Source organism: Pseudomonas kermanshahensis, from assembly GCF_014269205.2.
Classification (GTDB): Bacteria; Pseudomonadota; Gammaproteobacteria; order Pseudomonadales; family Pseudomonadaceae; genus Aquipseudomonas; species Aquipseudomonas kermanshahensis.
In genome coordinates this window covers 2,849,626-2,875,354 of sequence record NZ_JABWRY020000001.1, presented here as the reverse complement: position 1 = coordinate 2,875,354, position 25,729 = coordinate 2,849,626, and the positions used below count along the sequence as shown (strand labels likewise).

Genomic DNA, 25,729 nt, shown 5'->3' with positions numbered 1-25,729 from the left:
CGGCTCAACGGTTGGACTTGATCTTGCTCCAGGAGCGGGTCATCACGCGCATGATCTTGGGGCTTGGCGTGCTGGAGATGTACAGCTTGTCCAGCACTTGCTGGGGTGGATAGACCTCGGGGTTGTTCACCAGGGACGCATCCATGTAGGCCTGGGCGTCGGGGTTGGCGTTGGCATAGCCGACCGTGGCACTGACTTTAGCGATTACTTGAGGCTCAAGCAGGTAGTTGATGAACGCCAGTGCCTGGTCCGGGTTGCTGGCGTCCTTGGGGATGGCCAGCAGGTCGAACCACAGGTTGCTGCCTTCCTTGGGAATGCTGTAGGCAACCTTGACGCCGTTCTTGGCTTCCACTGCGCGGTTGGCGGCCTGGAACACATCGCCGGAGTAGCCGAAGGCCACGCAGACATCGCCGTTGGCCAGGTCCGAGACATATTTGGAAGAATGGAAGTAGGTGATGTAGGGCCGCAGTTCGAGCAGGCGGGCTTCAGCCTTGGCATAGTCTTCGGGCTTTTCGCTGCGTGGGTCCATGCCCAGGTAGTTGAGAATGGCCGGGAACAGCTCGTCGGGCGAATCCATGAAGGCCACGCCACACTGCTTGAGTTTTTTCAGGTTCTCGGGCTCGAACAGCACCGCCCAGGAGTCGATGTGGTCCACGCCCAGCGCGGCCTTGACCTTGTCGACGTTGTAGCCGATGCCATTGGTGCCCCACAGGTAGGGCACGGCGTACTGGTTGCCGGGGTCGTTCTGCTCAAGCTGTTTGAGCAGTTTGGGGTCCAGGTGCTTCCAGTTGGGTAGCTTGCTGCGGTCCAGCGGCAAAAATGCACCGGCCTGGGCCTGGCGGGCGAGGAAGTGGTTCGAGGGCACGACCACATCGTAGCCAGTGCGGCCGGCCAGCAGCTTGCCCTCCAGGGTTTCGTTGGAATCGAACACGTCATAGACCACCTTGATCCCACTGCTGGCCTGGAAGTCGGCCAGTGTCGTGTCACCGATGTAGTCGGTCCAGTTGTAGACGCTGACGGTCGGAGCGGCCTGGGCAGCTGCGCCGAACAGAAAGGTGAATGCAGCGGGAACCAGGGATTGCAGATGACGCATGTCGACACCTCGTTGGTCTTGTTCTTGGGTTCGGTGTATCGGGGGCTGCGTTGCAGCCCTTTCGCGACGCAAGGCCGCCCCCACAGGAGAGCGCGGTCTTGCGTCCTCGCTCGGGCAGTGCCCTTGGGTTTAAACGCTGAGCATCAGGAATTCACGTTCCCAGGAACTGATCACCCGTTTGTAGTTCTCGTGCTCGGCACGCTTGACCGCTACATAGCCTTGGACGAACTGCTTGCCCAGGTACTGCTGCACGGTTTCGCAGTCTTCCATGTGCTGCAGGGCATCTTCGATGGTGATGGGCAGGCGCAGGTTGCGTCGCTCATAAGCCCGGCCCTGCACCGGCGCACTCGGGTTGATCTTCTCGACCATGCCCAGGTAGCCACACAGCAGGCTGGCAGCAATGGCCAGGTAAGGGTTGGCATCGGCGCCCGGCAGGCGGTTTTCCACGCGCATTGCATCGGGGCTGGAGGTTGGCACACGCAGGCCGGCGGTGCGGTTTTCTTCACCCCACTCGACGTTGACCGGTGCCGACGTGTCCGGCAAGAAGCGGCGGAACGAGTTGACGTTAGGTGCGAACATCGGCAGCAGCTTGGGGATGTACTTCTGCAGCCCGCCGATGTGGTGCAGGAACAGCTCGCTCATGCTGCCGTCTTCATTGGCGAACACCGGCTTGCCGGTCGCGATGTCGACCACGCTCTGGTGCAGGTGCATGGCACTGCCGGGTTCGTCAGTGATCGGCTTGGCCATGAAGGTGGCCGCCACGTTGTGCTTGAGCGCGGCTTCACGCATGGTGCGCTTGAACACGGTGATCTGGTCGGCCAGGTCCAGGGCGTCGCCGTGGCGGAAGTTGATCTCCATTTGCGCCGGGCCGTCTTCATGGATCAGGGTGTCCAGGTCAAGGCCCTGCAGTTCGCACCAGTCATAGACGTCTTCGAACAGCGGGTCGAATTCGTTGGCGGCATCGATCGAGAACGACTGGCGACCGCTTTCTGCGCGGCCCGAGCGCCCCAGGGGTACCTGCAGCGGCAGGTCTGGGTCTTCGCAACGCTTGGTCAGGTAGAACTCCATCTCCGGTGCAACGATCGGCTGCCAGCCTTTGTCGGCGTACAGCTTCAGCACCTTCTTCAACACGTTGCGCGGCGACAGCTCGATCGGGTTGCCTTGTTTGTCGAAAGTGTCGTGAATCACGATCGCGGTCGGCTCGATTGCCCAGGGGATCTGGTACACCGCAGTCGGGTCAGGGCGGCAGACCATGTCGATGTCGGCGGCATCGAGCAGGCTGTAGTAGATGTCGTCGTCAACGTAGTCGCCGGTGACCGTCTGCAACAGCACGCTCTCGGGCAGACGCATGCCACGTTCGTGCAGGAATTTGGCGGTCGGTGCGATCTTGCCGCGGGCGATGCCGGTCAGGTCGCTGATCACGCATTCGACTTCGGTGATCCGGTGTTCTTTCAGCCACGTGGACAGCTGATCGAAGGGGGCGTTCATACAGACCTCTTGGTTGGGTTTTTGTGTGCGCGGCGGGAGCGGGTGGCTTCCCAGGTGACGCGCTGGAGACTATCTTGGTCGCAGCCCCCTGGGGCGATCTATCCACTTTCTCCGATAATCAATGCACCAAAAGAGTGCATACAGGACAATGCGTGACAACGCTCAACGCCTTGCAGGTTCAGGCTTTCCACACCACCGACGTCACCGAGCAGGTGCGTGCCACCCCTGGCTGGCAACAGCAATACCGGCAAATGTCGCCCGGGCATTTCAGCGGCGAACTGCGTTGCCTGGGGCTCGATGGCGTGGAGGTTTATGAAGAACGGCTCAATACCCGTGTCGAGCAGTTCTTTCGCCCCCCCAGTGGATCGCTGGCGTTCTGTTTCGACCGCAGCGAAAACAGCCTGTACCTGCTCAACGAGCAGAGCCGCAATATCTGGATCACCCCGGAGAACTACGAAGAAGTGGCCGTGGTGTTCGACCAGGCGTTTCTGGCCCGTCATGGCCTGGATACGCAGCGCCTGGAAGGCTTGTTCATGGTGCCATTGGGCAGCGGCCAGAACGCCTTGTTCGGCAGTTGGCTGAGCGCCACCCTGACCCGTTTGGGCAACGCCGATTGCCCACTGCAGGGGCAGGCGCTGGCGGAACAGTTGCTGGAAGACTGCCTGTTCATCCTCGACAGTGCCTGCCAGCGGCTGGACAGCGGTGCGCTGGGCAGGCGCAGTGAAGAGCGCTTGATCATGCGGCGGGTCAGTGAATGGGCGGCGGACTGCCCCGAAGAAACCCTCAACCTGGTGGCACTGGCTGATGTGGCCGGAGTATCGCTACGCCAGTTGCAGCAGGCATTCAAGGCCTTTACCGGTATGCCGCCGGGGACCTGGCTGCGGTTACGCCGGCTAAACGGCGCGCGACGGGACTTGTTGCGCGGTGGCGAAGTAACGGTAGCGGAAGTCGCCATGCGCTGGTCGTTCTGGCACCTAGGGCGGTTTTCCGAGAGTTACCGGCAGCTGTTCAAGGAGTTGCCGAGCGAGACCCTGAAACGGCGCAGGGGCTGAGGGCCGGCAGCCGGTGCATTGAACCCAGCACCCCCCACGGAAAGTTGCTATCGTGCCGACCTGTTTCCACCCGAGGTCCCGATGTTCTACCTGCCATTGCTCAGCGACCAAGCCGACCGCCTTGCCAGCGAACCCACCGCCAGCGATTTTTTCCCGACTGCCAGTTTGCTGGAGGCCGCGGCGGTGCTGTTCGTGCAAAACCTGCCACGCCAGCCCGCCACTGCAACGGCCGACGCTCAGGAGCGGCGCTTTGCCGAAATCGTGCGCATCGCGAACGAGGTCGAAACGGCCGCGCCGGGGCGCTTTCAAGGCCAGGTGGCGCAGCATTTCGACTGCGAGGCATTCGCCATGGGCCTTGGCATGCTGGGTGAGAATGGCATCGGTTTGCTGTCCGCCGAGGTCCAATACGACGTCGAGGACCTGCAGGATGACCAAAGCCAGTGGAGTTTCCAATTTGCCGATACCTACCGCCAACAGGTCACGCCGCTGCATCCGGTCTATTTGCCATCGCTGGCCAGCGACCTGCTGCTGAGCGATCAACAAAACCGCCTGCTGCGCGAGTTTCTGTCAGGTGTTGACGAGTCGGTGGCGGTGCAAGGCTTTGCCGGCACCGGCAAGACGTTCCTGATTCACCAGTTCGCCCGTTTGCTCGACCCCCAGCGCACGCTGCTGCTGGCCTTGACCGAGGGCCAGCTGCGCGCATTGCAGGCACGCGTCAAGGACGCCCAAGCTTACACCGCACTGACCTTCGGCCAACTGGCAGACGAGCTTCTCAACCGAGACCTCACCAGCAACGGTTGGCGCTTGCGTGACCCGTACCGCACCAAATTGTCCTGGCGCCCGCAGGAGGCGCAGGTGGTGAAGTGGCTGAATATCCCCGATATCGGCCCGCTCGCCGCCCGCGACGTGGTTGCCTTGTGCATCAAGGCCGTGCGCAGTTTCTGCCGCAGCGGCGATGCAGAGGTCCAGCTTCACCATTTGCCCTGGGCCGGGCCGGGCACCTCGCCACTGGATCAGGAAGTGCTGCTGGAAAAGGCCCGGCTGTACTGGCAGGAGCTGATTCGCCCCTCAGCGCGGGAGATTCAACTGCCGGTGCGTGATTACCACCGGGTCAAACTGCTGTCGCTGACCGCTGACATGATCGACAGTCGGTACACCCACGTCATCGTCGACGAGGCCCACGAGCTGTCGGCACCGATGCTCGCCGTGCTGGACCGCAGCCCGCAGTCGATCATCACCCTGGGCGACGAGCTGCAGAACCTCAATGGCTTGAGCCCGCACCACGGTGGCTTCATCCGCCAGCGTTACATCGACCATTCGCTGCGCGCCGGGCCTGCCATGGATAACGTCCTCAACCCGCTGATCCAGGCGCATCCGGCCAAGATCCAGGCGGCATTCAGCGGCAGTGCCGAGCACTACACCCGGGTCAGTTTCTTCGACACGGTCACGGTGCCAGAGCAGCCCACGGCACTGATTGTCGATGACGAGTGGGGCCTGTTTGGCTGGTTCCAGCGCCTTACGCACCAAGGGGTGCCGTTCGTGTTGTTGAAGAGTGCGCGCAAGGATTTCGAGCTGTTCGTCGAAGATTGCATCGAGCTGTACCGCTACGGCACCCGGCCGCGTCACCCCATGCTGTTCCGCTACGCCAGTTGGCAGGCGCTGGAGCAGGACAAGGGCGATGACAAAGCCTTCGTAGCGGTCGCCAACATGCTGCGCAAGGGCTATACACCAGAGCATTTCGCCAAGGCCAAGAGCCGTTATCGTTGGGACAAGGCGCCCAAGCTGTTCCTGGGGCGGGTGCGGGACGTGAAGAACATGGAATTCGCCCGGGTGATGGTGTCACCGGAGCTGATGGTCGCGCCCGTGGCGGCGGGCAATCGCAACGAACGGGCGCGGATGCTGGCGGGCCTGTATACCGCCTGTTCGCGGGCACGGCATGAACTGATCGTGCCGGGGGGGATGCTGGACTGGGTGAAGGACCAGGTCAGGGACTGAGGAAATCGGGGCCGTCAGGCGGCCCCGATTCCCTCCGTCAATTACGGTCCAGCCACACCGTTTGCGCGTTGGTGAATTCCCGCACACCAAAGTGCGACAATTCGCGGCCAAAACCACTCTTCTTCACACCGCCAAAGGCGACGCGGGGGTCGGATGCGCAGTAGCCGTTGATGAACACGCCACCGGTATCCAGTGCTGCGGTCATGCGTTCAGCCAGCGCATAGTCGGCGGTGTAAATGGTCGACGCCAGGCCGAATTCGCTGTCGTTGGCCAATGCCACGGCATGGTCGGCATCCCGCGCAGTGATAATCGCCGCCACTGGCCCGAACAGTTCCTGCTTGAACGCGGTCATTTCCGGGGTGACGTTGGCAAACACGGTCGGTGCGTAGAAGTTGCCCACGCCTTCGATCTTGTTGCCGCCCAGCAGCAAAGTAGCGCCTTCGGCGAGTGTCGCCTGAACCTGCCCATCGAGTTCATCGCGCAGGTCATAGCGGGCCATCGGGCCGATGTAGGTGTCGTCTTCCAGCGGGTTGCCAACCTTCAGCTGGCGCGTTGCTTCAACAAATTTTTGGGTGAATGCTTCAACGATGCTTTCTTCGATGATCAGGCGTTTGGCCGCCGCGCAAACCTGGCCGGTGTTCTGGTAGCGACCGATGACGGCCGCCTTGACTGCGGCATCCAGGTCGGCATCGGCCAGTACGATGAACGGGTCCGAACCGCCCAGCTCCAGCACGCACTTCTTCAGCGCGGCACCGGCTTGCGCACCGATCGCCATGCCAGCGCGCACGCTGCCGGTCAGGGTCACGGCGGCAATGCGAGGGTCGTTGATGGCGCGGGTGACACCGTCCGGCGTGACGTTCAGCACTTCAAAGACGCCTTCCGGCAGGCCGGCATCCTTGAACAGTTCGCCCAGCAAGTAGGCGCTGCCCATGACGTTCGGGGCGTGCTTGAGCACGTAGGTATTACCCGCCAGAATCGCCGGGACAGCACCGCGCAGCACTTGCCAGATCGGGAAGTTCCACGGCATCACGGCCAGGATCGGGCCCAGCGGGCGGTACTCGATGCGCGCTTTTTCGACCTGGGTTGGTTCCGCTGCCAGCATGGCAGGGCCGTGCTCGGCGTACCAACGGCACAACCCGACACACTTGCTCACTTCGCCCCGGGCCTGGGTGATCGGCTTGCCGATTTCACGGCTGATCATTTGCGCGAACGCTTCGGCCTTGGTTTCCAGCGTGTTGGCCAGGGCGAGCAACCACTCACTGCGCTGACCCAGCGACACCTGGCGCCATTGGCCATAGCCCACCTTGGCGCGTTGCAGCGCCGCTTCCAGTGCGGCGTCGGTATCGAACGGGTAGGCGCCAATCTGCTCGCCGCTGTGCGGGTCGAGGGAGATGGCGTGGGTCAGGCTGCTGATCGCGCTCATGGTGGAAACTCTCGCTGTTGTTGATCCGTGACGCCAGACTAGTGGTGTAGGGATTTAATGAAAACTGAATAATAATGAGCGAAACATTCACGTTTGGAGAATGACTGTGGACCTGGTGCAACTGGAAATCTTCAAGGCAGTGGCCGAGCAAGGCAGCATCAGTGCCGCCGCGCAGCATATCCATCGGGTGCCCTCGAACCTGACCACACGTATCAAACAGCTGGAGGAAGACTTGGGCGTCGAACTGTTCATCCGCGAGAAAAGCCGCCTGCGCCTGTCGCCAGCGGGCTGGAACTTTCTCGAATACACCCGGCGCATTCTCGACCTGGTGCACGAGGCGCGGCTAACGGTGGCCGGCGAAGACCCGCAGGGCACCTTTGCCTTGGGTTCGCTGGAAAGCACCGCAGCCGTGCGGATCCCGGCCTTGCTGGCTGCCTATAACCAGCGCTACCCCAAAGTCGACCTGGACCTCTCGACCGGGCCGTCGGGGACGATGCTCGAAGGGGTGCTGTCTGGGCGATTGGTCGCGGCGTTCGTGGATGGGCCGGTGTTGCACCCGACGCTGGAAGGCATGCCAGTGTTCGAGGAAGAGATGATGGTCATCTCGCCCCTCAACCATGCGCCCGTAACCCGCGCCCAAGATGTCAACGGCGAGAATATCTACGCATTTCGGGCCAACTGCTCGTACCGCCACCACTTCGAGAACTGGTTTGTGCAGGATCAGGCCGTGCCGGGCAAGATCCACGAGATGGAGTCGTATCACGGCATGCTGGCATGCGTGAGTGCTGGTGCCGGGTTGGCCATGATGCCGCGCAGCATGCTCGACAACATGCCGGGCTGCAGCACGGTGAGCGCCTGGCCGATGTCGGAGGATTTCCGGTATTTGAAGACCTGGCTGGTGTGGCGGCGGGGGGCGGTTTCGCGCAGTTTGAGTATGTTTGTGAAGTTGTTGGAAGAGCGGCAGGGGAGTTTAGGTATGGCTGTAGATACCGTATAGAGCAACCTTCGAGAGCAGGGGCGTAGCTACCGGCGCTTGCCACGACCCGAAGGCTCTCTCTTCTTGGTTTATCAACTCAGCGATGGACGCTGCTGTGTGATGCGCTGGCAATCAAGCTGGCGCCGCACGCGGTTTTCATGCCGTCAAGGGCGACGGGTACTCCGTTGACGCGGTACGTGTCACTGCCTTCGATGATTGGAAACTCGCCTTTGCACAGAGGGCAGAAAACCATGCTGCCTTCGCCGGCCATTGGTTTGCCGTTGAGGTTAGTATCGTCTATGGAGCCGATCACCATACCACCATGGTCGGTTGGATCCCCAGTCCTTACAATGCTCTTCATGTGAATTTCTCTTGTGTGTTTCAGGTAGGTTAGGTCACTCAAATGACCCTTAATGCGGCGAATGCTACTGTGAGGGGGTTTTAAGTGCGTACAGATTTGTGTAAAAATCCCAATGAATAATTTTTGAGTTATTTTCATTTGCGTATAGAGTGTTTACGTAATCTAGTTCTTGTGCGTATGGTTGCCATTCTTTCAGAGTGGTTGTAATTGCTGGGAAGGCATCATCTATGTTGATGATCATTATGGTTTCTGATTCCTTTAGGTCTATGAGTGATGCTGCGGCGAGTATCTCCATGATTAATTTGTCTCTTTGGATAGAGTGTGCTTCATATTTGTCGGGGATTTTATCCCAATGAATGTTGGATGCGCCTGTTGGTAGTAGCATCCTGGTTTTCATAGAGGTGGGTGTCGATGTAAGCTTGGCATTCTGGTGTGAAGCTCATCGGTTAAATCTCCTTATTATTTTTCCAACTGTTTTTTGTGTTGCCTCAAAGCAAATTGTTATTTCGTTTTTCCTGTTGAAAGCATTTATATGAGCCTTGTGTCTGTTGTCATATCCCACACGAAATCCCCGGTGTTCATCTTAATTGTCATGAAGGTAGGGGTTCCTGATTTGGTAGTAGTCGCCTGATAGTGCACTCGTATAGTTTTTTACTTCCATAAGAAGAGTAGTCAATTGAGATTTGAATTGAGAGGTCGCTAGTAAAAAATCTTAATTCGTCACTGACGCTTTTGTCAAAGTCAAATTGAGGATTTATAATGGTTTTTTTGGGTAGTTTTATGGCTCCATAATATTTCCAGTCTTCGTCGATGAATGCGTAGAATTCTTTTTGATATAATTCGGGCGAGAAGCGGTTCAAACACTCGGAAAAGGAGTGGAGTTCCTCGTTTAGGCAGGTTTTTAGTTTTAATTTTTTTATTTTATTTAGTACATCATCTGTCTCAGTTAGCTTTAGTTTTGCTATTTTCTGATGGTTGTTAGTAAATATTTCTCGGATTTTTTTCTCGTGGCTATTCTGTATTTTTTTTCCTTGTGCTTTTCTATAGAGCAACTCTTTATCATATGGATTGATAGTCAATTGCAGCACTCCTTAGTGTAAAAGACTTTTCCTTTTCCATTTCGAATTTGTGGCCGATTATGTCTGCTCATTCTGGGGTTTCCATCGTCATCTAGTTTAACCTTTCCCGCTTCCCAGTGTGGTTTTTCGATATGGCTGCTATCTAACGTTTGCTGCTGCACAGATGCAAGGCCTTTCGCTCCTCCTGGTTGCGCCATCTCATAACGGTATTCAAATCCGGATTGGTTCCTGGATTGACTAATGGGTTGCTGACTTGTAGGGATTTTTGCCTGCCTCATAGCTTCACGCCTAGCTCCCCTCGAAGTGGCAAACGGATTGACTTCACTTCCTAGTGCTTCTGGAAGTTACCGCCGCTGGGCAAGAATTCGCGAAACTGCGGCTGATTCAGGCCAGCGATCACGATGGTGAACTTGCTGTTGCGTGATTCGGTGCTGTCGCCGACCAAGAAGTTGTTATCGAGTTGGCAATTGCGGGTGCCTAGGCCATTGCGCTGGGGCAAGGGAATCGGCACCGTACGTTTTTCGTATTCACGGATAACCACCTGCTGCAGGTCGAAGCAGTGCGCGATCATGCCGGCCACCATGCTCGGTGATCGGCTGCGGCTGGCGATCATCCCCACATAACTGAGCAACCGGCTCCACGGTAGCGGTGTGGCGCCTCGCAACGCTGAGTCATCCAGCCCGATGAGGGCAAAGATGTAGCGAGAGAAGCCATCTTTTGCGCCCGGTTGAAAGCGCCGGTAGTAGCGGTACTTGCGCCATCCCTGATGCAACAGGGTGTGCAGGCGATGGTTGAAGAAGTTGAAGTACGCCGGACGCAGCCCGATGCCATGAGCGTGTTCGTAGGCAATGTCGTCGAGATAGTAGGTGGGCAGCGGCGAATCTGTGCCATGCAGCCCCAGGAAGCTGGCCTGAATCCGATAGCGATCGTCCTCCAGGCGGTCAGCGCGCAGTACGTCGGCAACCGGGAACGATAAACTGGGAGAAACCTCCAGCCGCAAGCGGCGCCGAGCCTCCCGGGACAGGGGGCGTTGTTCGAGATCGTCCCCGTGCAGCTGGTGCATCAGTTCCAGTAATTGGAAGTAGGTGTACTGGTGCGCGCTACGTAGAACAATATCGGCTCGTTGACGACGTGTTTCTTTATCGAGGTTGTCCATAGCGTATTGCATATCCCACTGTGTTTGATTATGCCTGTCGTGGCGCTATTTGATCTGTGTTGATGTAAGTCATGTTGTTGGATGATGGGTTATGTTCGATCGGTGGATCTTTAAAAGTTTGTAGGAAAATTCGCTATCGCGTTCGTCGAAATTAAACAGCTCGAACACTGGAGTGCATTCTTCCGGAAATTCACGATGTACTGGGTGATGGTTTCCTGTCGAGTATTTGGGTGTAAGAAAATGTGTGTTCGCTAGTCGTTTGCCGATCCAGCTTTTTTGAATAAAGAGTGCAATATGCCCATGAAATATAAATGCGCACGTTGAAGCGCCGACTTGCTGCCCGTGCCCGGACGACCCTCTGTCAGTAAGAAAACGAGTGTCGTTAGAGAGCGTAATAATAGGTAAACCATCCTCAGAAGGAGGGTTCTACCATGCGTAATCATCACTATGCCCTTGGTGCTGCGCTACTGCTCACCCTGGCCATGCCTTGGACGTTAGCGGCGGCTGCCGACCTCAATGCGCCTATCGACATGCAGGCTGTCCAGCTGCAGCCGCAAGAGCAAAACGGCATCCGTTATCTGGAAGGCGGTATTGGCCAGGATGAAGCCAATGCCCTGCGCAAGACCAAAGGGTACGACTTGCATGTCGAACTCTCGGCAGGCCCGGGAAGCGAGTTCCAGAGTGGCGCCACAGTCGACATCCAGAGTGCACAGGGCCAGCCCGTGCTGAGCGTTACCAACGTAGGCCCGCTGCTCTATGTGCAGTTGCCACCGGGCCATTACAAAGTTACCGGCAACGCCCAAGGTGAGACGGTACAACAGCAGGTGGCCGTCGACGGCAAAGCGCCTGTGACGGTGAACCTGCACTGGCGTTGAATGGCACAGTCCGGGCAGGAGTACATCTGTACTCCTGCCGAATGGGAGCGCACCGCCATGAGCCTGGACCTTCAGCTGGAGATGTTGGACGAGCGGGGTTTTGTGTTGATCCCCGGTGTGCTCGAACCCCTGCGTATCGCTTTGCTGCGCTGCGCCATCGATGACTTGCAGCCCATTCACTGGGATTACCAAGGGCTGCTCGAACACTACAAGTGCGTGTTCAACCGCAACCCCCTGTGGTTGCCCTTTCTGGATCTGCCACCGCTTATCAACCTGGCCGAGGCCGCGCTCGGCGAGGACTGCCACGTGATCGGCCAGACCGCCTGGCGCAGCCACCCCGGCTACCCCGGCATGGCGCTGCACCTTGATCACCTGCCCATGAAACTGCCTGCCTGGCTCAGCGAGCGAGGTGCCTTTACCCAGCCCATGCAGATCCTTACCGTGCAGCTGTACCTCAGTGATATCGATCACAGCATCGGGCCGACCTGGATCGTGCCTGGTAGCCATCGTGCAGCACGCCCACCCGAGGCCGGCGAGTCCGAGTGGCAAGGGCGTGAAGCGCATCCGGTGTTGTGCAAGGCGGGGGATGCATTGGTGTTTCGCAGTGATGTCTGGCACAGCGGCGGCGCCAATTGCACGCAGTCGCGTGAGCGCGACATGCTGCAGGTGCATTACGGCCGACGCATGGTGGCGCAGAAGTTTTCGCCGTATTTGCACTGGCAATTCAACCCGCAGGTGTTGCAGGAGGCGACGCCGAGGCAGCGGCGGCTGTTGGGTGAGCATGAAGAGGCGGCCTACGACTGAATGGCGACAGGGCCCGTGATAGGGCGGTCGCCCTGGTATTAGCCAATGGTGGCAAACAGCTTTCAACTTTCTGATTATCTGGACAATAATCAGAGAAGTATTACTTGGTGTGACCGGTTTGGATGCGCCGGCCACCGCATAAGCTCGAGGGGCTCAAGCCCCCACTTTGCCCGTGTTGTAGACCATCAGGAGATGTCATTGATGAAAACCCGTCTCGCTGCTTCGCTGGCCGCTGCAGTGCTGGCCTTCGCGGGGGCCAACCTGGCCCAGGCCGCGCAGGTATCGGCTGCAGTTGGCGCCACCAGCCAAGGCGACATGACCTACCGTATCGGCCTTTCGTTCGACTGGGACAAGAAATGGCTGGAAAGCAGTACCGGTTATGTGACCGGTTACTGGGATGCGGCCTACACCTATTGGGAAGGCGGCGACGCCAGCGGCGCGCACTCGTTGTCGTTCAGCCCGGTATTCACCTACGAGTTCAGCGGTTTCACCTATACCCCATACATCGAGGCCGGTATTGGCCTGGCGGCATTTTCCAAGACTGAAGTGGGCGACCAGCGCCTGGGTTCGGCGGTCAACTTCGAAGACCGCATTGGTTTCGGCCTGAAGCTGCCAGGTGCGCAGAAGGTCGGCATCCGCGCGATGCATTACTCAAACGCGGGTATCAAACAGCCTAACGACGGGATCGAGTCTTACGCGTTGTTCTACAGCAAGGCGTTCTGAGTTTGATGCGCTTTTTGTAGGAGCAGCCTTGCGCTGCGAAGAGGCCGGTACCGGCAACAGATATGCAGTGCCAGTACCGACCTCTTCGCAGCACAAGGCTGCTCCTACAGTCAGCTAGAAGGTGTACGAAACCCCGGCCTGCACCGTTCGCGGTGCGCCCGGGTACACGTAGTTGTTGAACGCCCCTTCGTCATACCCTTTGTTGAAGACGTTCTTCACATCGAGGTTCAGCCGCACGTGTTCATTGACCTTGTAGAAGCTGAGCAGGTCAACCACGCTGTAGCGCTCCATGGTGTAGGTCGTCACGGCTGTCTGGCCGGCGCGATCATCCACGTATTTCAGGCCAACACCCAATCCAAGGCCTTTGACCGCGCCGTCCTGGAATTCGTAAGTGTTCAGCAGGCTGAAACTGTTGCGTGGGATGTTGGCCAGGTGGGTGCCGGTAGGCAAGCTGGTGTCTTTTGTCACTTCGGCATCGACATAAGCGTAGCCACCTATCACGCGCCACTCGGGGGTGATGTTGCCCGCAATGTTGATGTCCAGCCCGCGGCTGCGCACCTCACCTGCTGCAATGCTGTAGACCCCGGTGGGGTCGTTGGGGTCGCGTGCCAGCACGTTTTCCTTGACGATGTGGTACACCGCCGCATCGATGCTCAGCTGGCGATCGAGCGCTTCCCACTTCACGCCCAGCTCGTAGGATTTACCCTTCTCCGGGTCGAAGCTGCCGCCTCCCGCAGGGGCGCCACTGTTGGGCTTGAATGAACGCGCCGTGTTGGCATAGACCGCCACCGTGTCGGTCAGGTCGTAGATCAGGCCAACGCGCGGGGTGACGCCGTTCTCGCCCTTGCTGAAGTCACGGGTGTCGACCAGCTTGTCGTCATAGTCGTGCTCAAAGCGCTCGAAGCGGATGCCGGCCAACGCTTTGAGGCGCTCGGTCAACGCCACTTGGTCCTGAATGAAGAAGGCCCAGGTCTGCAGGTTTTCCTTGTCCCAGGTGGTGGTGCGTGTCAACGCGGGCCTTGGCTGGCCGAGCACTGGGTCGTAGATATCGATGGGGTAGGTGCCGACGGCTGCCGAGGAACGCTGGATGATCGAGTTGTAATCGTAGTTTTCGTACTCGATGCCGGTCAGCAGGGTGTGGCTGAAACCACCGGTGTCGAAATGCCCGGTAAGGTTCAACTGCCAGTCACGGTCAGTCCATTCCAGTTTGCGGTAGTTGAAGTTGCGCTGCAGGGTACGCCCGTCAGCGGGTGCGCCGTTGGCTTCGACCGCGTTGCCCTTGAGCGAGCCATCGAGAAACTGGAACCCGCCCCCCAACGTCCAGTTGTCATTGAGCAGGTGCTCGAAGCGTACCTGGGCCATGTTGTTGTCGTTGTGCAGCACGTTGTCGCTGCCTTTCTCCCAGATATAGGTGTCGCGCGAGGCGCTGCCGGTCTGGGTGGCATAGCGGGTCAGGCCGCGGTCCAGTGGGTGGTTGTTGCGCATGAAGTCGCCTTCGAAGACGATTCTGGTGCTGTCGTTGACCTGCCAGCTGACCACGGGCGCCACGTCGTAGCGCTCGCTCTCGACATCATCGCGAAAGCTCTCGCCACCTTCGCCAAGCACGTTCAACCGGTAAGCGAGCGAGCCGTCCTCATTCAGCGGGCCGGTGGCATCGAGGGTAGCGCGGTGCATGCCTTGGTCGTCGATCTGGCTGCCCAGGGTGACCTTGCGTTCAGCCAGCGGTTGCTTGCTGACCACGTTGAAGGTGCCACCAGGGTCGCCACGCCCATACAGGCTGGTGGCTGGGCCGCGGATCACTTCAAGGCGCTCGACAGTATTGGCGTCGGGGGCGTTGGGGTAGCCGCGGTTGATCGGGAAGCCATTGCGGTAGAACTCGCCCGTGGTAAAGCCACGCACCGTGAACGTGGTCAAGCCCTGGCCGCCAAAGTTGTTGGCGCGGCCAACGCCGCCGGCGTAGTCCAGGCCATCTTGCAGCCGTGTGGCGCCGGTGTCTTCGAGCACGTCCTTGGGGACCACGCTGACCGATTGCGGGGTTTCGTGCAGGGCGGTGTCGGTGCGCGTGGCGCTTGCCGAACGGCTGGCCTTGTAGCCGACGACCGGGCCATCGGCGCGTTCACTGTCGGCAGTACCGGTGATACTCAAGGCCTGGAGTTCGATCCGGGCGGGGTCGCTGGGCGATTCGGGCTCAGCCCAGGCCAACGGGGAGACAGCATGAAGCACACAAAGCGAAACGAACGTGCGACGCATCGACGGTACGATCCTGGAGTAGGGCGCTAGGGGGAGGGGTAGAAAGCGTCGCGACACTACTACGAATCATTATCAAATGCATTCTTTTTAAATGGAGCGCGCGTGCCAAATGCCTACCTTCACCGCCGGCCCCTGTAGGAGCGGCCTTGCGTCGCGAAAGGGCCGCGCAGCGGCCCCAGCAATATTGTAGGTGACACTGAAATCGGGGACTGCTCCGCAGCCCTTTCGCGACGCGAGGCCGCTCCTACAGGGGCTGCGGATTAATGACGAATCGGGCACATAGTTCGCCGAATACTCAATGCATCGCCTTGATCGCCAGCACATTGCACAGCGGATGCTCCAGCACATGCGCCGTGGTACCGCCCAAAAAGGTCTGCATGGCGTCGTGGCGATGGCTGCCCATGACGATCACATCGACCCGGCTATGGCTGACGAACTGGGCAATCGCACGAATCGCTGGCCCCTCGACGAAATGCCTGCGCTCCAAGGGCACCTGGTGATGGTCGCCCAGGCGGTTGAATGCTGAACGCTGTGCGGTACGCACACTGCCATCGAAGCCAGGCATGGTGACGGTGCCGGCACCGAAGTCGGCGATGTGGGTCTTGGCCGCGTCGCACACATGCAGCAGGTGCAGTTCGGCATTGCACTGCAGCGCCAGCGCATGGGCGCTGTGAATGACCTGCTCATCGAGGTGTTCACCGGCGCCATGGCTGTTCAGGTCCACTGCGGCGGCGATCTGCTTGGGCAAGGGCAGGCGGATGTCACTGATCAGGTGCACGGCAACCGGGCTGTCCTTGAGCAACTGCCAGTCCAGCGGTGTCACCAGCAAGCGTTTGAGCACCGGTTCGTGCTGCACGTCCTTGATCAGCAGGTCGCAGCCCAAGCGTTCGATACGCTCGAGCACGCTGGCCAACGGGTCGCGGGTCAGCAGCAGTTCGGTGGACACATCCAGGCCGGCGTCGGCCATCTGCTCGGCTTCATCGGCCAGCCACTGGCGATTGTCGCTGAGCAGCCGTTCACGCTCCCGGCCATCGCTCATCAAACCGAAAGTGTCGACATCGTCGACGAATACGTTGATATCGAGTAGCGCACCGCTTGACTCTGCCAACGCCGCCGCGCGTTGTAGAGCCGGCGTGTGGCGCATCTGCGGGCCGAGCATGACGAACAAACGCTTGAACTGGCTCATCTCACACCTCCGCGTGTGGAAGCCCCCCGGTTCATGCCTGGTGATCTGGCCCTGTTCAGTCTAGACCCACGTAGGCACCCTTGGGCGCCGCTTCGCTTGCGCTTGCCGCAGACGGAGCCTGGGTGTCAGCGGCCTCTTTCCACCCGCCACCCAACGCCGCGTACAGGTTCACCTCTGCCACCAACTGCGCCAGGCGGTCATTGATCAGCCCCTGCTGGGCACTGAACAACGAGCGCTGCGCGTCGAGAAAGGTCAGGCTGCTGTCCACGCCGATCCGGTAGCGGTGTTCAGCAAGGTTGTAGTAACGCTGGTTGGAGGCCACCAAGTCGCGTTGCGCCTGCAGTTGCCGCTGGTAAGTCGCCCGCGCCGCCAAGCCGTCGGCCACTTCCTGAAAGGCGCTTTGGATTGCTTTTTCGTACTGCGCTACCTGAATGTCCTTCTGCAATTGGGCATAGTCCAGGCTGGCACGCAGGCTACCGGCGGTGAAGATCGGCAGGTTGATCTGTGGCTGGAACAGCCAGGTCCCTGACCCTGCATCGAACAGCCCACTGAGCGCCGGGCTGGTACTGCCGGCATTGGCGGTCAGGCTGATGCTCGGGAAAAACGCCGCACGCGCGGCGCCAATATCGGCGTTGGCCGCACGCAGCTGGTATTCGGCCTGGAGGATGTCGGGGCGGCGTTGCAGCAGGTCTGACGGCAGCCCGGCTTGCAAACCGGCGATCTGTTCGTCGGCCAGCGGCAAGGCGCCGAGGCCGTCGGCCACAGGGGCGCCCACCAGTACCGTCAGTTGGTTGAGGTCTTGGGCGACTTGGCGTTTGTAACGGGCGACGGCCGCCCGGGTACTGTCGACACTGGTCCGCGCCTGGATCTGGTCCAGGGCCGACACTGTGCCGGCGCGGCGCTGGTTGGCGGTCAGGCGCAGGCTGCGCTCGTCCGCGGCCAGGGTTTCGTTGGCCAGCGTCAGCAGTTCCTGGTCGGCACGCCAGGTCAGGTACACGCTGGCGACACTGGCCACCAGGCTCAATTGGGTGCTGCGCCGGGCCTGGTCGCTGGCCAGGTAAGTCAACAGCGCTTGGTCACTGAGGCTGCGCAGGCGACCGAACAGGTCCAGCTCATAAGCACTCACGCCTAGCGTCGCAGCAGTGGTGGAACTGATCATGCCCTGGTCGGTACCGGTCATGCGCCGCGGCAGATACTGGCGTTGCCCCTGGCCATTGGCCGAGACCTTTGGCAACAGCTCGGCGCGCTGAATGCGGTATTGGGCGCGGTAGGCTTCGACATTGAGCGCCGCGCTGCGCAGGTCGCGGTTATTGGCCAGGGCGCTGTCGATCAGTTGGCGCAGGCTCGGGTCGTGGAACACCTGGCGCCAGTCCTCGATGGCCGGGTGCTTCTGCACATCGCCGGCGTAGGCCGGCCCTTGCGGGTACTGGGTGGCGACGGGGGTGTCCGGGCGCTGGTAGTCAGTGGCCAACGAACAGCCGCACAACAGCGCCGCGCACAGGATAAGGCTGGATCGGGGCATCAGAGGGTCTCGCAGAGTCAGGCGCCTGCCATCCACTTGGTCAAACCATGGCGGCCACTGACCCCCAGCTTGGCGGTGGCGCGCTTGAGGTAGGTTTCGATCGAGCTGTTTTTCACGTTAAGCCGCTGCGCCATTTCTGGCACCGTGCCGCCCGTCAGCAGGCCCAGGCAGACCTCCTGTTCACGCGTCGAAAGCCGCACGGCTTCCTGCACCAGCCGTTCACCAAAGGAGTGGCGTAACGCGCCCGCCTGCAGATCGCACAGCGGCGACCCGGTCTGCCGCGCGGCCCCTTGGTTGAGCAACTGGCCGTGGTGCTCGACCAGGGGCAGCAAGGTGTCGGACAGGCTTTTCAACTGCGACAACTCACTCAACGAAAAGCCCCGCTGGCTGGGCAGGCGGTGAAAGCAGATGACCCAGCGCCGGGCACCGCTGCAAGACACCAAGTTGCACTGGTGGGCGCTGTGGCGCGGGTGGTCGGTGTCCGGGGGGGCCTTGAATTCGATCAGCAGCGGGTCTTTCATCTGCATGATGCTCTGCAGCAGAGGGTGGCGCAGAGGATCGACGCCGGGCAGTTCAGGTGCTGGGCCGGCGCTGCCGAGTACCCTGATGCGGCTGATGCTGGCGCCGCGTGGCTCGAGGGTCCATTCGCTGAGGTCGAGCCTGTGGATCGGCACTTGGGCATCGACCAGTTGCAACATCTGTTCGGCAAAGCCCTCGGCGCCGGTACTGGCGATCAGTTCGCCAAGTTGCAGATACAGCTGGGGGTCGGGGCGGTGTTCGAGGCTGTCGGTCAGCTTCATAGCGTTGTCATCCTTGATCCAAAGCGTTACGGCGGGTGGTGTCGCAGGCGAGTCCTCCGGGTGGCGAGTGGTTTGTGGCGGTATTCAAGCCCGGCCTGGGGGCCGCGTCTGTAATGGAAAACAGGGACAGAAAGTGCCACCGATTACGGATCAGTGGGGCAGGGCACTTACAGGCGAGACACTGCACATGAACGGATAAGCCAGCCAATTGACGTCAGAAGCGTGGCGATCAAGGCCTGATCCAGACCGATGGCCCCTGGCGTAGGCCAAACCGGGCAGCCGCTGTGGCAAATCTCCTACATGTTTTTCAGCAGCCATCGACAGGCCCGGTGCGTGTCCGGGTTTCGGGGGCCATACAGCCTGAAGGTGGGGTGCTTGAATCCGCGGATGATCAACCAGAAGGACCTGCCGAACCATGCCTGCCGCCCAAACCTTTGCCCTGACCGTTGCCCAGCGCGACATCTGGCTGGATCAGATCAGCCACGGCGACTCGCCGCTGTACAACATCGGCGCGTACGTCGAACTGGCCGGCGGGGTGGATGCCGAGCGGCTAAACCGGGCACTGGCGCACCTGGTCGCCCAGCATGATGGCCTGCGCACCGTACTGGTGACGCACGCGGGCCAGGGTGGGGTAGCCCGCCAGTACTTTGCCGAGGCCCTCGATGTGCAACTGGTGCAGCACGATGTCCGCAGCGCGGATGACCCGTTCGGCGCTGCCCAAGGCCTGTTGCAAACACAGATGCAGACACCCTACCGCCTGGATGCCAGCCCACTGTGGGGGGCGACATTGATCCGCCTGGGCGAGCAGCGGTACCTGTTTGCCGTGCAGGCCCATCACCTGATTCTCGATGGCTGGGGCGTGGACCAGTGGTTCAAGCAGATCGCCGATCATTACCGCCTGCTTGAACAGGGGCTGGCATTGCCAGACAGCGCACCGTCCTACCGCGCGTTCATCGAGGACGATGCCCAGTACCAGGGTTCGCCACGCCATGACCGCGACCGCGATTACTGGCTGGCCAAGTACCAGCAGCTACCCGATGCCTTGCTGGCACCCCGCGAGCGCAATGCGCAGCACGTGTCGCCGCCCAGTGCGGTACTCGAACAGCCCTTCGATACCCGCTTGCTGGCACGTATGCGTGCCCTCGGTACCACGCTGCAGGCCTCGCCCTTCCATGTGCTGCTGGCGGCGTTGCATGTGTGCAGCGCACGTACCTGGCAGCGTGACGAGTGGGTGGTCGGCCTGCCGGTGCGCAACCGTGGCAACGCCCAGTTCAAGTCTACCCTGGGGCTGTTTACCCAAGTCAGCGCACTGCGCATGGACTTTGGCCGTGAACGCTCGTTCAGCGCGTTGGTACAGGGGATCCGCGATGCGCTCAAGCAAGACTTTCGCCATCAGCGTTTCGCCCTTAGCGAACTCAATCGCAGCCTTGGTGCATTGCGTGAAGAGCGGCCGCACCTGTTCGAGCTGATGGTGTCATTCGAGGAGGATGGCAACGACCTACGCTTCGGTGACGTGCCCGGCCACACGGTGATGGTCTGCAATGGCCACGAGCCCACGCCCTTGAGCATCCACCTGCGTTGCAACAGCCAACGCGACAGCGCGTGCCTGCACCTGGTGCACAACCGCGCCTGGTTCAGCGATGAAGATGTGACAGCGTTGGCCGAGCGCCTGCTGCATGTGCTGGCGCAAGGCCTGGAACAGCCCGAACAAAGTATCGCGGCGTTCGATCTACTGACCGCCCGCGAGCACGCCCGCCTGCGGCAGTGGAATGCGACGGCGCAAGCAGCGCCTGAACAGGCTGAGGCGTTGATCCATCGTCGTATCCAAGCTCAGGCCAACGCCACGCCACACGCCGTGGCGGCGCAGCACGACGGCCAGCGCCTGAGCTATGGCGAACTCGACCGGCGTGCCGACGCGCTGGCCCGGCACCTGGCAGCCCTTGGCGCCAAACCTGACCAGCGGGTAGCGGTGGTCGCCCAGCGCGGCCTGGACACCTTGATCGGCCTGCTGGCCGTGCTCAAGGCCGGGGCCGCTTACGTGCCGATTGACCCTGCCCACCCGCAGGAGCGCCTGGCCTATCTGCTGCAAGACAGCGCGCCGGCCGTGGTGCTGACCCAGTCGCGGCTGCTCGACCGCCTTCCACCCCATGGCCTGCCACAGGTCGTGTTGGACCGCTGGGACTGGAACACGGCAACCGCCGCAATGCCAGCCCCTGTGCAGCCGCAAGCGAGCGACCTGGCCTATGTCATCTACACCTCCGGCTCCACCGGCCAGCCAAAGGGCGTGATGGTCGAGCACCACATGCTGGCCAACCTGGTCGCCTGGCACTGCAGTGCCTTCAACCTGGGCCCCGGGCGCCACCAGTCGAGCCTGGCCGGCTTCGGCTTTGACGCCATGGCTTGGGAGGTGTGGCCCGCGCTGTGCAGTGGCGCTACTTTGCACCTGGCACCGGTGCGTGACGGTGCTGAAGACATCGACGCCTTGCTCAGTTGGTGGCGCGCCCAGCCGCTGGATGTCAGCTTCCTGCCCACCCCGGTGGCCGAGCATGCCTTCGCCCAGGGCGAGCTGCACCCGACCTTGCAGACCCTGCTGATTGGCGGCGACCGTCTGCGGCGCCTGGCCCGCGAGCGGCGCTACCGGGTCATCAACAACTATGGCCCCACCGAAGCCACGGTGGTGGCGACCTCGGGCGAAGTAAACGCCGGCGGCCCGCTGCATATCGGCCGCCCGGTGGCCAACACCCAGGTGTACGTCCTCGATGAGCAGTGCCGTCTACTGCCAATCGGCGCCCCAGGCGAATTGTATGTGGGCGGCAAGGGGGTGGCCCGGGGTTACCTCAATCGGCCGCAGATGACCGCCGAGCGTTTTCTCGATGACCCGTTCAGCGCGCTGGCAGGGGCACGCATGTACCGCACGGGCGACCTGGTACGCTGGCTGCCCGACGGCACGCTGGAGTACCTCGGGCGCAATGACGACCAGGTGAAAATCCGCGGTGTGCGGGTTGAACTGGCCGAAATCGAGGCCGCCCTGGCCAGCCATGCGGCGGTGCGCGAGTGCGTGGTGATGCTTCGCGATGGCCAGTTGCAGGCTTGGTTCATTGGCGAGGCGGCGGTGCTGCCCAGAGTGCTGCATGACCACCTGCGCGAGCGGCTGCCAGTCGCTTTGTTGCCGGTGGCCTATGTCAACCTGGCCAGTTGGCCATTGACCGCCAATGGCAAACTCGACCGCCGTGCCTTGCCGACAGCGGACGAAGCCGCCAAGGTGCGCCGCGAGCACGAAGCGCCGATCGGCGACGTCGAGCAACGCCTGGCCTTGCTGTGGGCCGAATTGCTGCAGGTCGAGCGGGTAGGGCGCCAGGACCACTTCTTCGAGCTGGGCGGCCACTCGCTGCTGGCCGTGCAACTGATAGAGCGCATGCGCCAGCAGGGCCTGCAAGCCGATGTACAGGTACTGTTCGGCCAATCGACCCTGGCCAGCCTTGCGGCCAGCGTAGTGGTCGGCGAAGCCGCGCGCGTGCCGGCCAACCGGGTTCCGCCAGGGTGCCAGCACATCACGCCGGGCATGCTCACCCTCAGCGAACTGTCGCAGGTTGATATCGACCGCATCGTTGCCACGGTGCCGGGCGGCGCAGGCAACGTGCAGGAAATTTATCCGCTGGCGCCCCTGCAACAAGGCCTGCTTTACCACCACGTCACCGATGCTCGCGACCCGTACCAGCAGCAGGCTTTGTTCACCTTTGCCAGCCGCATGCAGTTACAGGCCTTCACCGAAGCGTTGCAGCAGGTGATAGACCGTCACGACATCTTGCGCACCAGCCTGGCCTGGGAGGGGCTTGAACAGCCCCAGCAGGTGGTCTGGCGCCAGGCCCTTCTGACGGTCGACAACTGGGTGGGGGAGGCACACGCAGGCAACATAGCCGGGCAAATGCGCAGCCACTTCGACCCCCAGCAACGGCCCTTGGACCTGCGCCAGGCACCGATGATGGCGCTGGCCTGCGCCGAGGATGCCCAGCACGGGCGTTGGTTGGGCTTGCTGCGCTTCCACCACTTGGTCAACGATGCCGTTTCGCTGCAGGTGCTGTTGGGCGAGCTGGACGCCTTCATGGCTGGGCGCGGCGAGCCGTTGCCGGCACCTGTGCCGTATCGTGACTACGTGGCGCTAAGCGCTGCCCCCGAGCGCCAGGCCCGGCACGAAGCCTTCTTCCGCGAGCAACTGGCTGGCATCGAACCACCAGCGCCGATTGCCGGGCTGGGTGGCGAGCCGGTCGACGAGGGTGACCTGCACAGCCACAGCCAGGTGATCGATGCGCCGCTGGCAGGGCTGTTGCGCGCTCAGGCCCGGCACCAGGGCGCGAGCCTGGCCAGCCTGCTGCACCTTGCTTGGGCCCAGGTGCTTGGCGCCCTCGGTGGGCGTGATGAGGTCACCCTGGGCACCGTGTTGCTGGGCCGCAGCATGGCTGGCAACGGGGCTGATCGTGCCCTGGGCATGTTCATCAACAGCGTGCCCTTGCGGGTAGGCCTGGCGAATCGCTCGGTCGACCAGGCGCTGAGCGAGACCCACGCGCGGTTGGCCGCCTTGCTTGGCCATGAAGATGCGCCGCTGATCCTCGCCCAGCAGTGCAGTGGTTTGCCCGCCGGCACGCCGCTGTTCAACAGCCTGATCAACTACCGCCAAGGGGCAGTAATGCTCGGTCCGGTATTGCCCGGCGTAGAGCTGGCCGAAGCCAGTGAAGTACACAGCCATGGCCTGGTCCTCACGGTGGACGACCATGCCGACGGGCTACAGCTCGCCCTGCGCGCGCCGCGTGCGATTGGCGCGCAGCGGGTGCTGAACTACTTGTTGACCACCTTGCGCCAACTGGGCAATGCCCTGGCCGAGCGCCGCAGCACGCGCCTGGATGCACTGTGCGCGGTGCCGGACGGCGAGCTGCACCGCTTGCTGCAGGGCTTCAACGCCACCGAAGACCCGCAAAGCCCGGTCAGGCAGACCTTGCCGGCGCTGTTCCAGGCCCAGGTGCGGCGTACACCCCATGCCATCGCCCTGCAGGCTGAGGACGGCTGCCTCGATTACCAAGCCCTCAACGCCCAGGCCAACCGCCTGGCCCACCACCTGATCGCCCTGGGTGTTAAGCCCGACGCGCGGGTGGCGGTTTGTGTCGAACGTGGCGTTGCACTGATGGTCGCCTTGCTGGGCGTGCTCAAGGCAGGCGGTGCCTACGTGCCACTCGACCCCGCTTACCCGGCCGAGCGGCTGCGCTTCATGCTGGAAGACAGTACGCCGTCGGTGGTGCTGGTGCACGGCGCTACCCTGGGCCTGTTCGAGCAAATGCCAGGCCCTGTGCTTGACCTTGACCGGGGCGATTGGCACACCTGCTCGGCAGCCGACCCGCAAGTGCCAGGCCTGGGCCCGAGGCAGTTGGCTTATGTGATGTACACCTCGGGCTCCACCGGCACCCCGAAGGGAGTGATGGTCGAGCACCGTGGCCTGTGCAACCTGATGCACTGGGGTTCGCGCATCTGCCCGCCACGCTCGGGCGATGCTTTGCTGCAACGGGCGCCGTTCACCTTCGACGGTTCGGTCTGGGAGCTGTTCTGGCCGCTGACCGCCGGTTTGCGCCTGGTCCTGGCGCGCCCTGATGGGCACCGCGACCCTGCGTACCTAGTGCAGTTGGTGCAGGCCAGGCAGGTGACCACGATCAAATTCGTCCCGGCGCTGCTGCATCAGTTTTTGGAAGAGCCGGGTGTTGAGCGTTGCACTAGCCTGACGGACATTTTCTGCGGCGGCGGTGAATTGACATTGGCGCTGGTACAACGCCTACGCGAATGTCTGCCCACGGTGCGTCTGCACAACGTCTATGGCCCGACCGAAGCGACGGTAGACAGCACCGCCTGGACCCTGCAGCCGCACGAACCGCTGCCGTTGATCGCGCCCCCGATCGGCCGGCCGATCGCCAATACCCGCCTGTATGTGCTCGATGCGCATGACCGCCCGGTGCCACTCGGCGCGGTGGGCCAGTTGCACATTGGCGGCGTCGGCGTGGCCCGCGGCTACCTCGGGTTGCCGGCATTGCAGGCTGAGCGCTTCATCGCCAGCCCGTTCGTCGAGGGCGACCGCCTGTATCGCACGGGGGACTTGGTGCGGTACCGCCTGGACGGTGAGCTGGACTTTGTCGGCCGCAACGATTTCCAGGTCAAGCTGCGTGGGTTGCGGGTCGAGCTGGGGGAAATCGAAGCGTCGCTGACGGCGCATCCGGCCATCGGGCAGGCCGTGGTGCTGATGCGCGAAGAGCGCCTGGTGGCCTACTTCACCTGCCGTGAGGGCAGTAGCGCACCCGCGCTTGAGGTGCTGCGCAGCCACGTGCTGGCGCGCATGCCCGATTACATGGTGCCGCAGGCGTTCGTGGCCCTGGCCGAGCTGCCGTTGAGCAACAACGGCAAGGTCGAGCGCCAGGCCTTGCCAGCGCCGGGGGCCGAGGCAGTGATCAGCCGCCAGTACCAGGCCCCGCGCGGCGAGCTGGAAACGGCGCTGGCCGAGATCTGGACCGATGTGCTGAAGATCGAGCAGGTTGGGCGTGACGACAACTTCTTCGAGCTGGGCGGCCACTCACTGCTGGCGGTCAGCCTGGTGGCACGCATGCGCCAGGCCGGCTTGCATGTGGATGCCCGCACCTTGTTCAGCCAGCCGACCCTGGCTGCGCTGGCCGCCAGCACCCGCCTCGAGCAGGTCGAGGTGGTGATACCGCAGACCACCATTCCCAGCCTGGGCAAACGCAGGCGCATCTGAGATTGCCGGGGCCGCGTTGCGGCCCATCGCCGGCAAGCCAGCTCCTACAGGGTGCTCACAAGGTCTAAGCCTGCGCAGATACCTGTGGGAGCCGTCTTGCCGGCGATCGCTTTCCGAAATTGTCCCCGCTTCCCATGTCAGACCGACCGGTCACGATCCTTT

General features: G+C 61.6%; 16 protein-coding genes and 1 pseudogene. 7 read left to right on the top strand and 10 right to left on the bottom strand.

What is annotated here, in order from left to right; all coding sequences use genetic code 11:
* Nucleotides 1-4: 4 nt before the first annotated feature.
* Entirely contained in the window at nt 5-1,093 is a 1,089-nt protein-coding gene (locus HU764_RS13005) for a polyamine ABC transporter substrate-binding protein (RefSeq protein ID WP_186676878.1), read from the bottom strand.
* 129 nt (nt 1,094-1,222) lie between these two features.
* Nucleotides 1,223-2,581, bottom strand: coding sequence for a glutamine synthetase family protein (locus tag HU764_RS13000; protein WP_027596784.1), 1,359 nt, complete (start codon nt 2,579-2,581; stop codon nt 1,223-1,225).
* A 152-nt stretch (nt 2,582-2,733) separates the two neighbouring features.
* On the opposite strand from HU764_RS13000, the gene HU764_RS12995 reads away from it, so the two are divergent.
* Both HU764_RS12995 and HU764_RS12990 read left to right on the top strand, forming a co-directional pair.
* A complete protein-coding gene (locus HU764_RS12995) occupies nt 2,734-3,633 on the top strand; it encodes a helix-turn-helix domain-containing protein (protein ID WP_099454041.1) in 900 nt (299 codons plus the stop codon).
* Between the two features lie 81 nt (nt 3,634-3,714).
* Nucleotides 3,715-5,628 carry a DEAD/DEAH box helicase gene (locus HU764_RS12990; protein WP_186702587.1) on the top strand — a complete coding sequence of 638 codons (1,914 nt, stop codon included), beginning with the start codon at nt 3,715-3,717 and terminating at the stop codon, nt 5,626-5,628.
* A gap of 37 nt (nt 5,629-5,665) precedes the next feature.
* Here HU764_RS12990 and HU764_RS12985 read toward each other — a convergent pair whose 3' ends face one another.
* A complete protein-coding gene (locus HU764_RS12985; protein ID WP_027596787.1) occupies nt 5,666-7,051 on the bottom strand; it encodes an aldehyde dehydrogenase family protein in 1,386 nt (461 codons plus the stop codon).
* A 106-nt stretch (nt 7,052-7,157) separates the two neighbouring features.
* Here HU764_RS12985 and ptrR point away from each other — a divergent pair, with 106 nt between their 5' ends.
* Entirely contained in the window at nt 7,158-8,048 is an 891-nt protein-coding gene (gene ptrR / locus HU764_RS12980; protein ID WP_099430907.1) for a putrescine utilization regulator PtrR, read from the top strand.
* A 76-nt stretch (nt 8,049-8,124) separates the two neighbouring features.
* Here ptrR and HU764_RS12975 read toward each other — a convergent pair whose 3' ends face one another.
* The 3 genes and pseudogenes from HU764_RS12975 to tssG all read right to left on the bottom strand — a co-directional run.
* A complete protein-coding gene (locus tag HU764_RS12975) occupies nt 8,125-8,388 on the bottom strand; it encodes a PAAR domain-containing protein (RefSeq protein ID WP_186676881.1) in 264 nt (87 codons plus the stop codon).
* Nucleotides 8,389-8,978: 590 nt separating this feature from the next.
* A complete protein-coding gene (locus HU764_RS12970; RefSeq protein ID WP_186676885.1) occupies nt 8,979-9,467 on the bottom strand; it encodes a hypothetical protein in 489 nt (162 codons plus the stop codon).
* Between the two features lie 340 nt (nt 9,468-9,807).
* Nucleotides 9,808-10,623 (bottom strand): annotated as a pseudogene (gene tssG / locus HU764_RS12965) (type VI secretion system baseplate subunit TssG); the annotation flags it as partial.
* A 431-nt stretch (nt 10,624-11,054) separates the two neighbouring features.
* Here tssG and HU764_RS12960 point away from each other — a divergent pair.
* The 3 genes from HU764_RS12960 (at nt 11,055) to HU764_RS12950 (ending at nt 13,025) form a co-directional block, all read left to right on the top strand.
* A complete protein-coding gene (locus tag HU764_RS12960) occupies nt 11,055-11,498 on the top strand; it encodes a hypothetical protein (RefSeq protein WP_099454046.1) in 444 nt (147 codons plus the stop codon).
* 57 nt (nt 11,499-11,555) lie between these two features.
* Nucleotides 11,556-12,302, top strand: a complete 747-nt coding sequence (locus HU764_RS12955; RefSeq protein WP_186676893.1) for a phytanoyl-CoA dioxygenase family protein — start codon at nt 11,556-11,558, stop codon at nt 12,300-12,302.
* A 201-nt stretch (nt 12,303-12,503) separates the two neighbouring features.
* Nucleotides 12,504-13,025 carry an acyloxyacyl hydrolase gene (locus tag HU764_RS12950; protein WP_027596791.1) on the top strand — a complete coding sequence of 174 codons (522 nt, stop codon included), beginning with the start codon at nt 12,504-12,506 and terminating at the stop codon, nt 13,023-13,025.
* Nucleotides 13,026-13,139: 114 nt separating this feature from the next.
* Here the strand turns inward: HU764_RS12950 and HU764_RS12945 are convergent, their stop codons facing one another.
* The 4 genes from HU764_RS12945 to HU764_RS12930 form a co-directional block, all read right to left on the bottom strand.
* Complete coding sequence (locus HU764_RS12945; RefSeq protein ID WP_186676896.1) at nt 13,140-15,275, bottom strand: TonB-dependent siderophore receptor; 2,136 nt, start codon at nt 15,273-15,275, stop codon at nt 13,140-13,142.
* Nucleotides 15,276-15,570: 295 nt separating this feature from the next.
* A complete protein-coding gene (locus tag HU764_RS12940) occupies nt 15,571-16,461 on the bottom strand; it encodes a universal stress protein (RefSeq protein ID WP_099454048.1) in 891 nt (296 codons plus the stop codon).
* Nucleotides 16,462-16,516: 55 nt separating this feature from the next.
* Nucleotides 16,517-17,983 carry an efflux transporter outer membrane subunit gene (locus HU764_RS12935; protein WP_186676899.1) on the bottom strand — a complete coding sequence of 489 codons (1,467 nt, stop codon included), beginning with the start codon at nt 17,981-17,983 and terminating at the stop codon, nt 16,517-16,519.
* Between the two features lie 17 nt (nt 17,984-18,000).
* Nucleotides 18,001-18,783, bottom strand: coding sequence for a helix-turn-helix transcriptional regulator (locus tag HU764_RS12930; RefSeq protein WP_186676902.1), 783 nt, complete (start codon nt 18,781-18,783; stop codon nt 18,001-18,003).
* A 415-nt stretch (nt 18,784-19,198) separates the two neighbouring features.
* On the opposite strand from HU764_RS12930, the gene HU764_RS12925 reads away from it, so the two are divergent.
* Nucleotides 19,199-25,567, top strand: coding sequence for a non-ribosomal peptide synthetase (locus HU764_RS12925; RefSeq protein ID WP_186702586.1), 6,369 nt, complete (start codon nt 19,199-19,201; stop codon nt 25,565-25,567).
* Nucleotides 25,568-25,729 lie beyond the last annotated feature (162 nt).

Bases quoted from the DNA above. Each gene is read 5' to 3' on its own strand.
- HU764_RS12930 (WP_186676902.1), bottom strand. From the start codon at position 18,783: ATGAAGCTGACCGACAGCCTCGAACACCGCCCCGACCCCCAGCTGTAT.
- HU764_RS13005 (WP_186676878.1), bottom strand. From the start codon at position 1,093: ATGCGTCATCTGCAATCCCTGGTTCCCGCTGCATTCACCTTTCTGTTC.
- HU764_RS12950 (WP_027596791.1), top strand. From the start codon at position 12,504: ATGAAAACCCGTCTCGCTGCTTCGCTGGCCGCTGCAGTGCTGGCCTTC.
- HU764_RS12990 (WP_186702587.1), top strand. From the start codon at position 3,715: ATGTTCTACCTGCCATTGCTCAGCGACCAAGCCGACCGCCTTGCCAGC.
- HU764_RS12960 (WP_099454046.1), top strand. From the start codon at position 11,055: ATGCGTAATCATCACTATGCCCTTGGTGCTGCGCTACTGCTCACCCTG.
- HU764_RS12945 (WP_186676896.1), bottom strand. From the start codon at position 15,275: ATGCGTCGCACGTTCGTTTCGCTTTGTGTGCTTCATGCTGTCTCCCCG.
- HU764_RS12940 (WP_099454048.1), bottom strand. From the start codon at position 16,461: ATGAGCCAGTTCAAGCGTTTGTTCGTCATGCTCGGCCCGCAGATGCGC.
- HU764_RS12925 (WP_186702586.1), top strand. From the start codon at position 19,199: ATGCCTGCCGCCCAAACCTTTGCCCTGACCGTTGCCCAGCGCGACATC.
- HU764_RS12935 (WP_186676899.1), bottom strand. From the start codon at position 17,983: ATGCCCCGATCCAGCCTTATCCTGTGCGCGGCGCTGTTGTGCGGCTGT.
- HU764_RS13000 (WP_027596784.1), bottom strand. From the start codon at position 2,581: ATGAACGCCCCCTTCGATCAGCTGTCCACGTGGCTGAAAGAACACCGG.
- HU764_RS12975 (WP_186676881.1), bottom strand. From the start codon at position 8,388: ATGAAGAGCATTGTAAGGACTGGGGATCCAACCGACCATGGTGGTATG.
- HU764_RS12985 (WP_027596787.1), bottom strand. From the start codon at position 7,051: ATGAGCGCGATCAGCAGCCTGACCCACGCCATCTCCCTCGACCCGCAC.
- HU764_RS12955 (WP_186676893.1), top strand. From the start codon at position 11,556: ATGAGCCTGGACCTTCAGCTGGAGATGTTGGACGAGCGGGGTTTTGTG.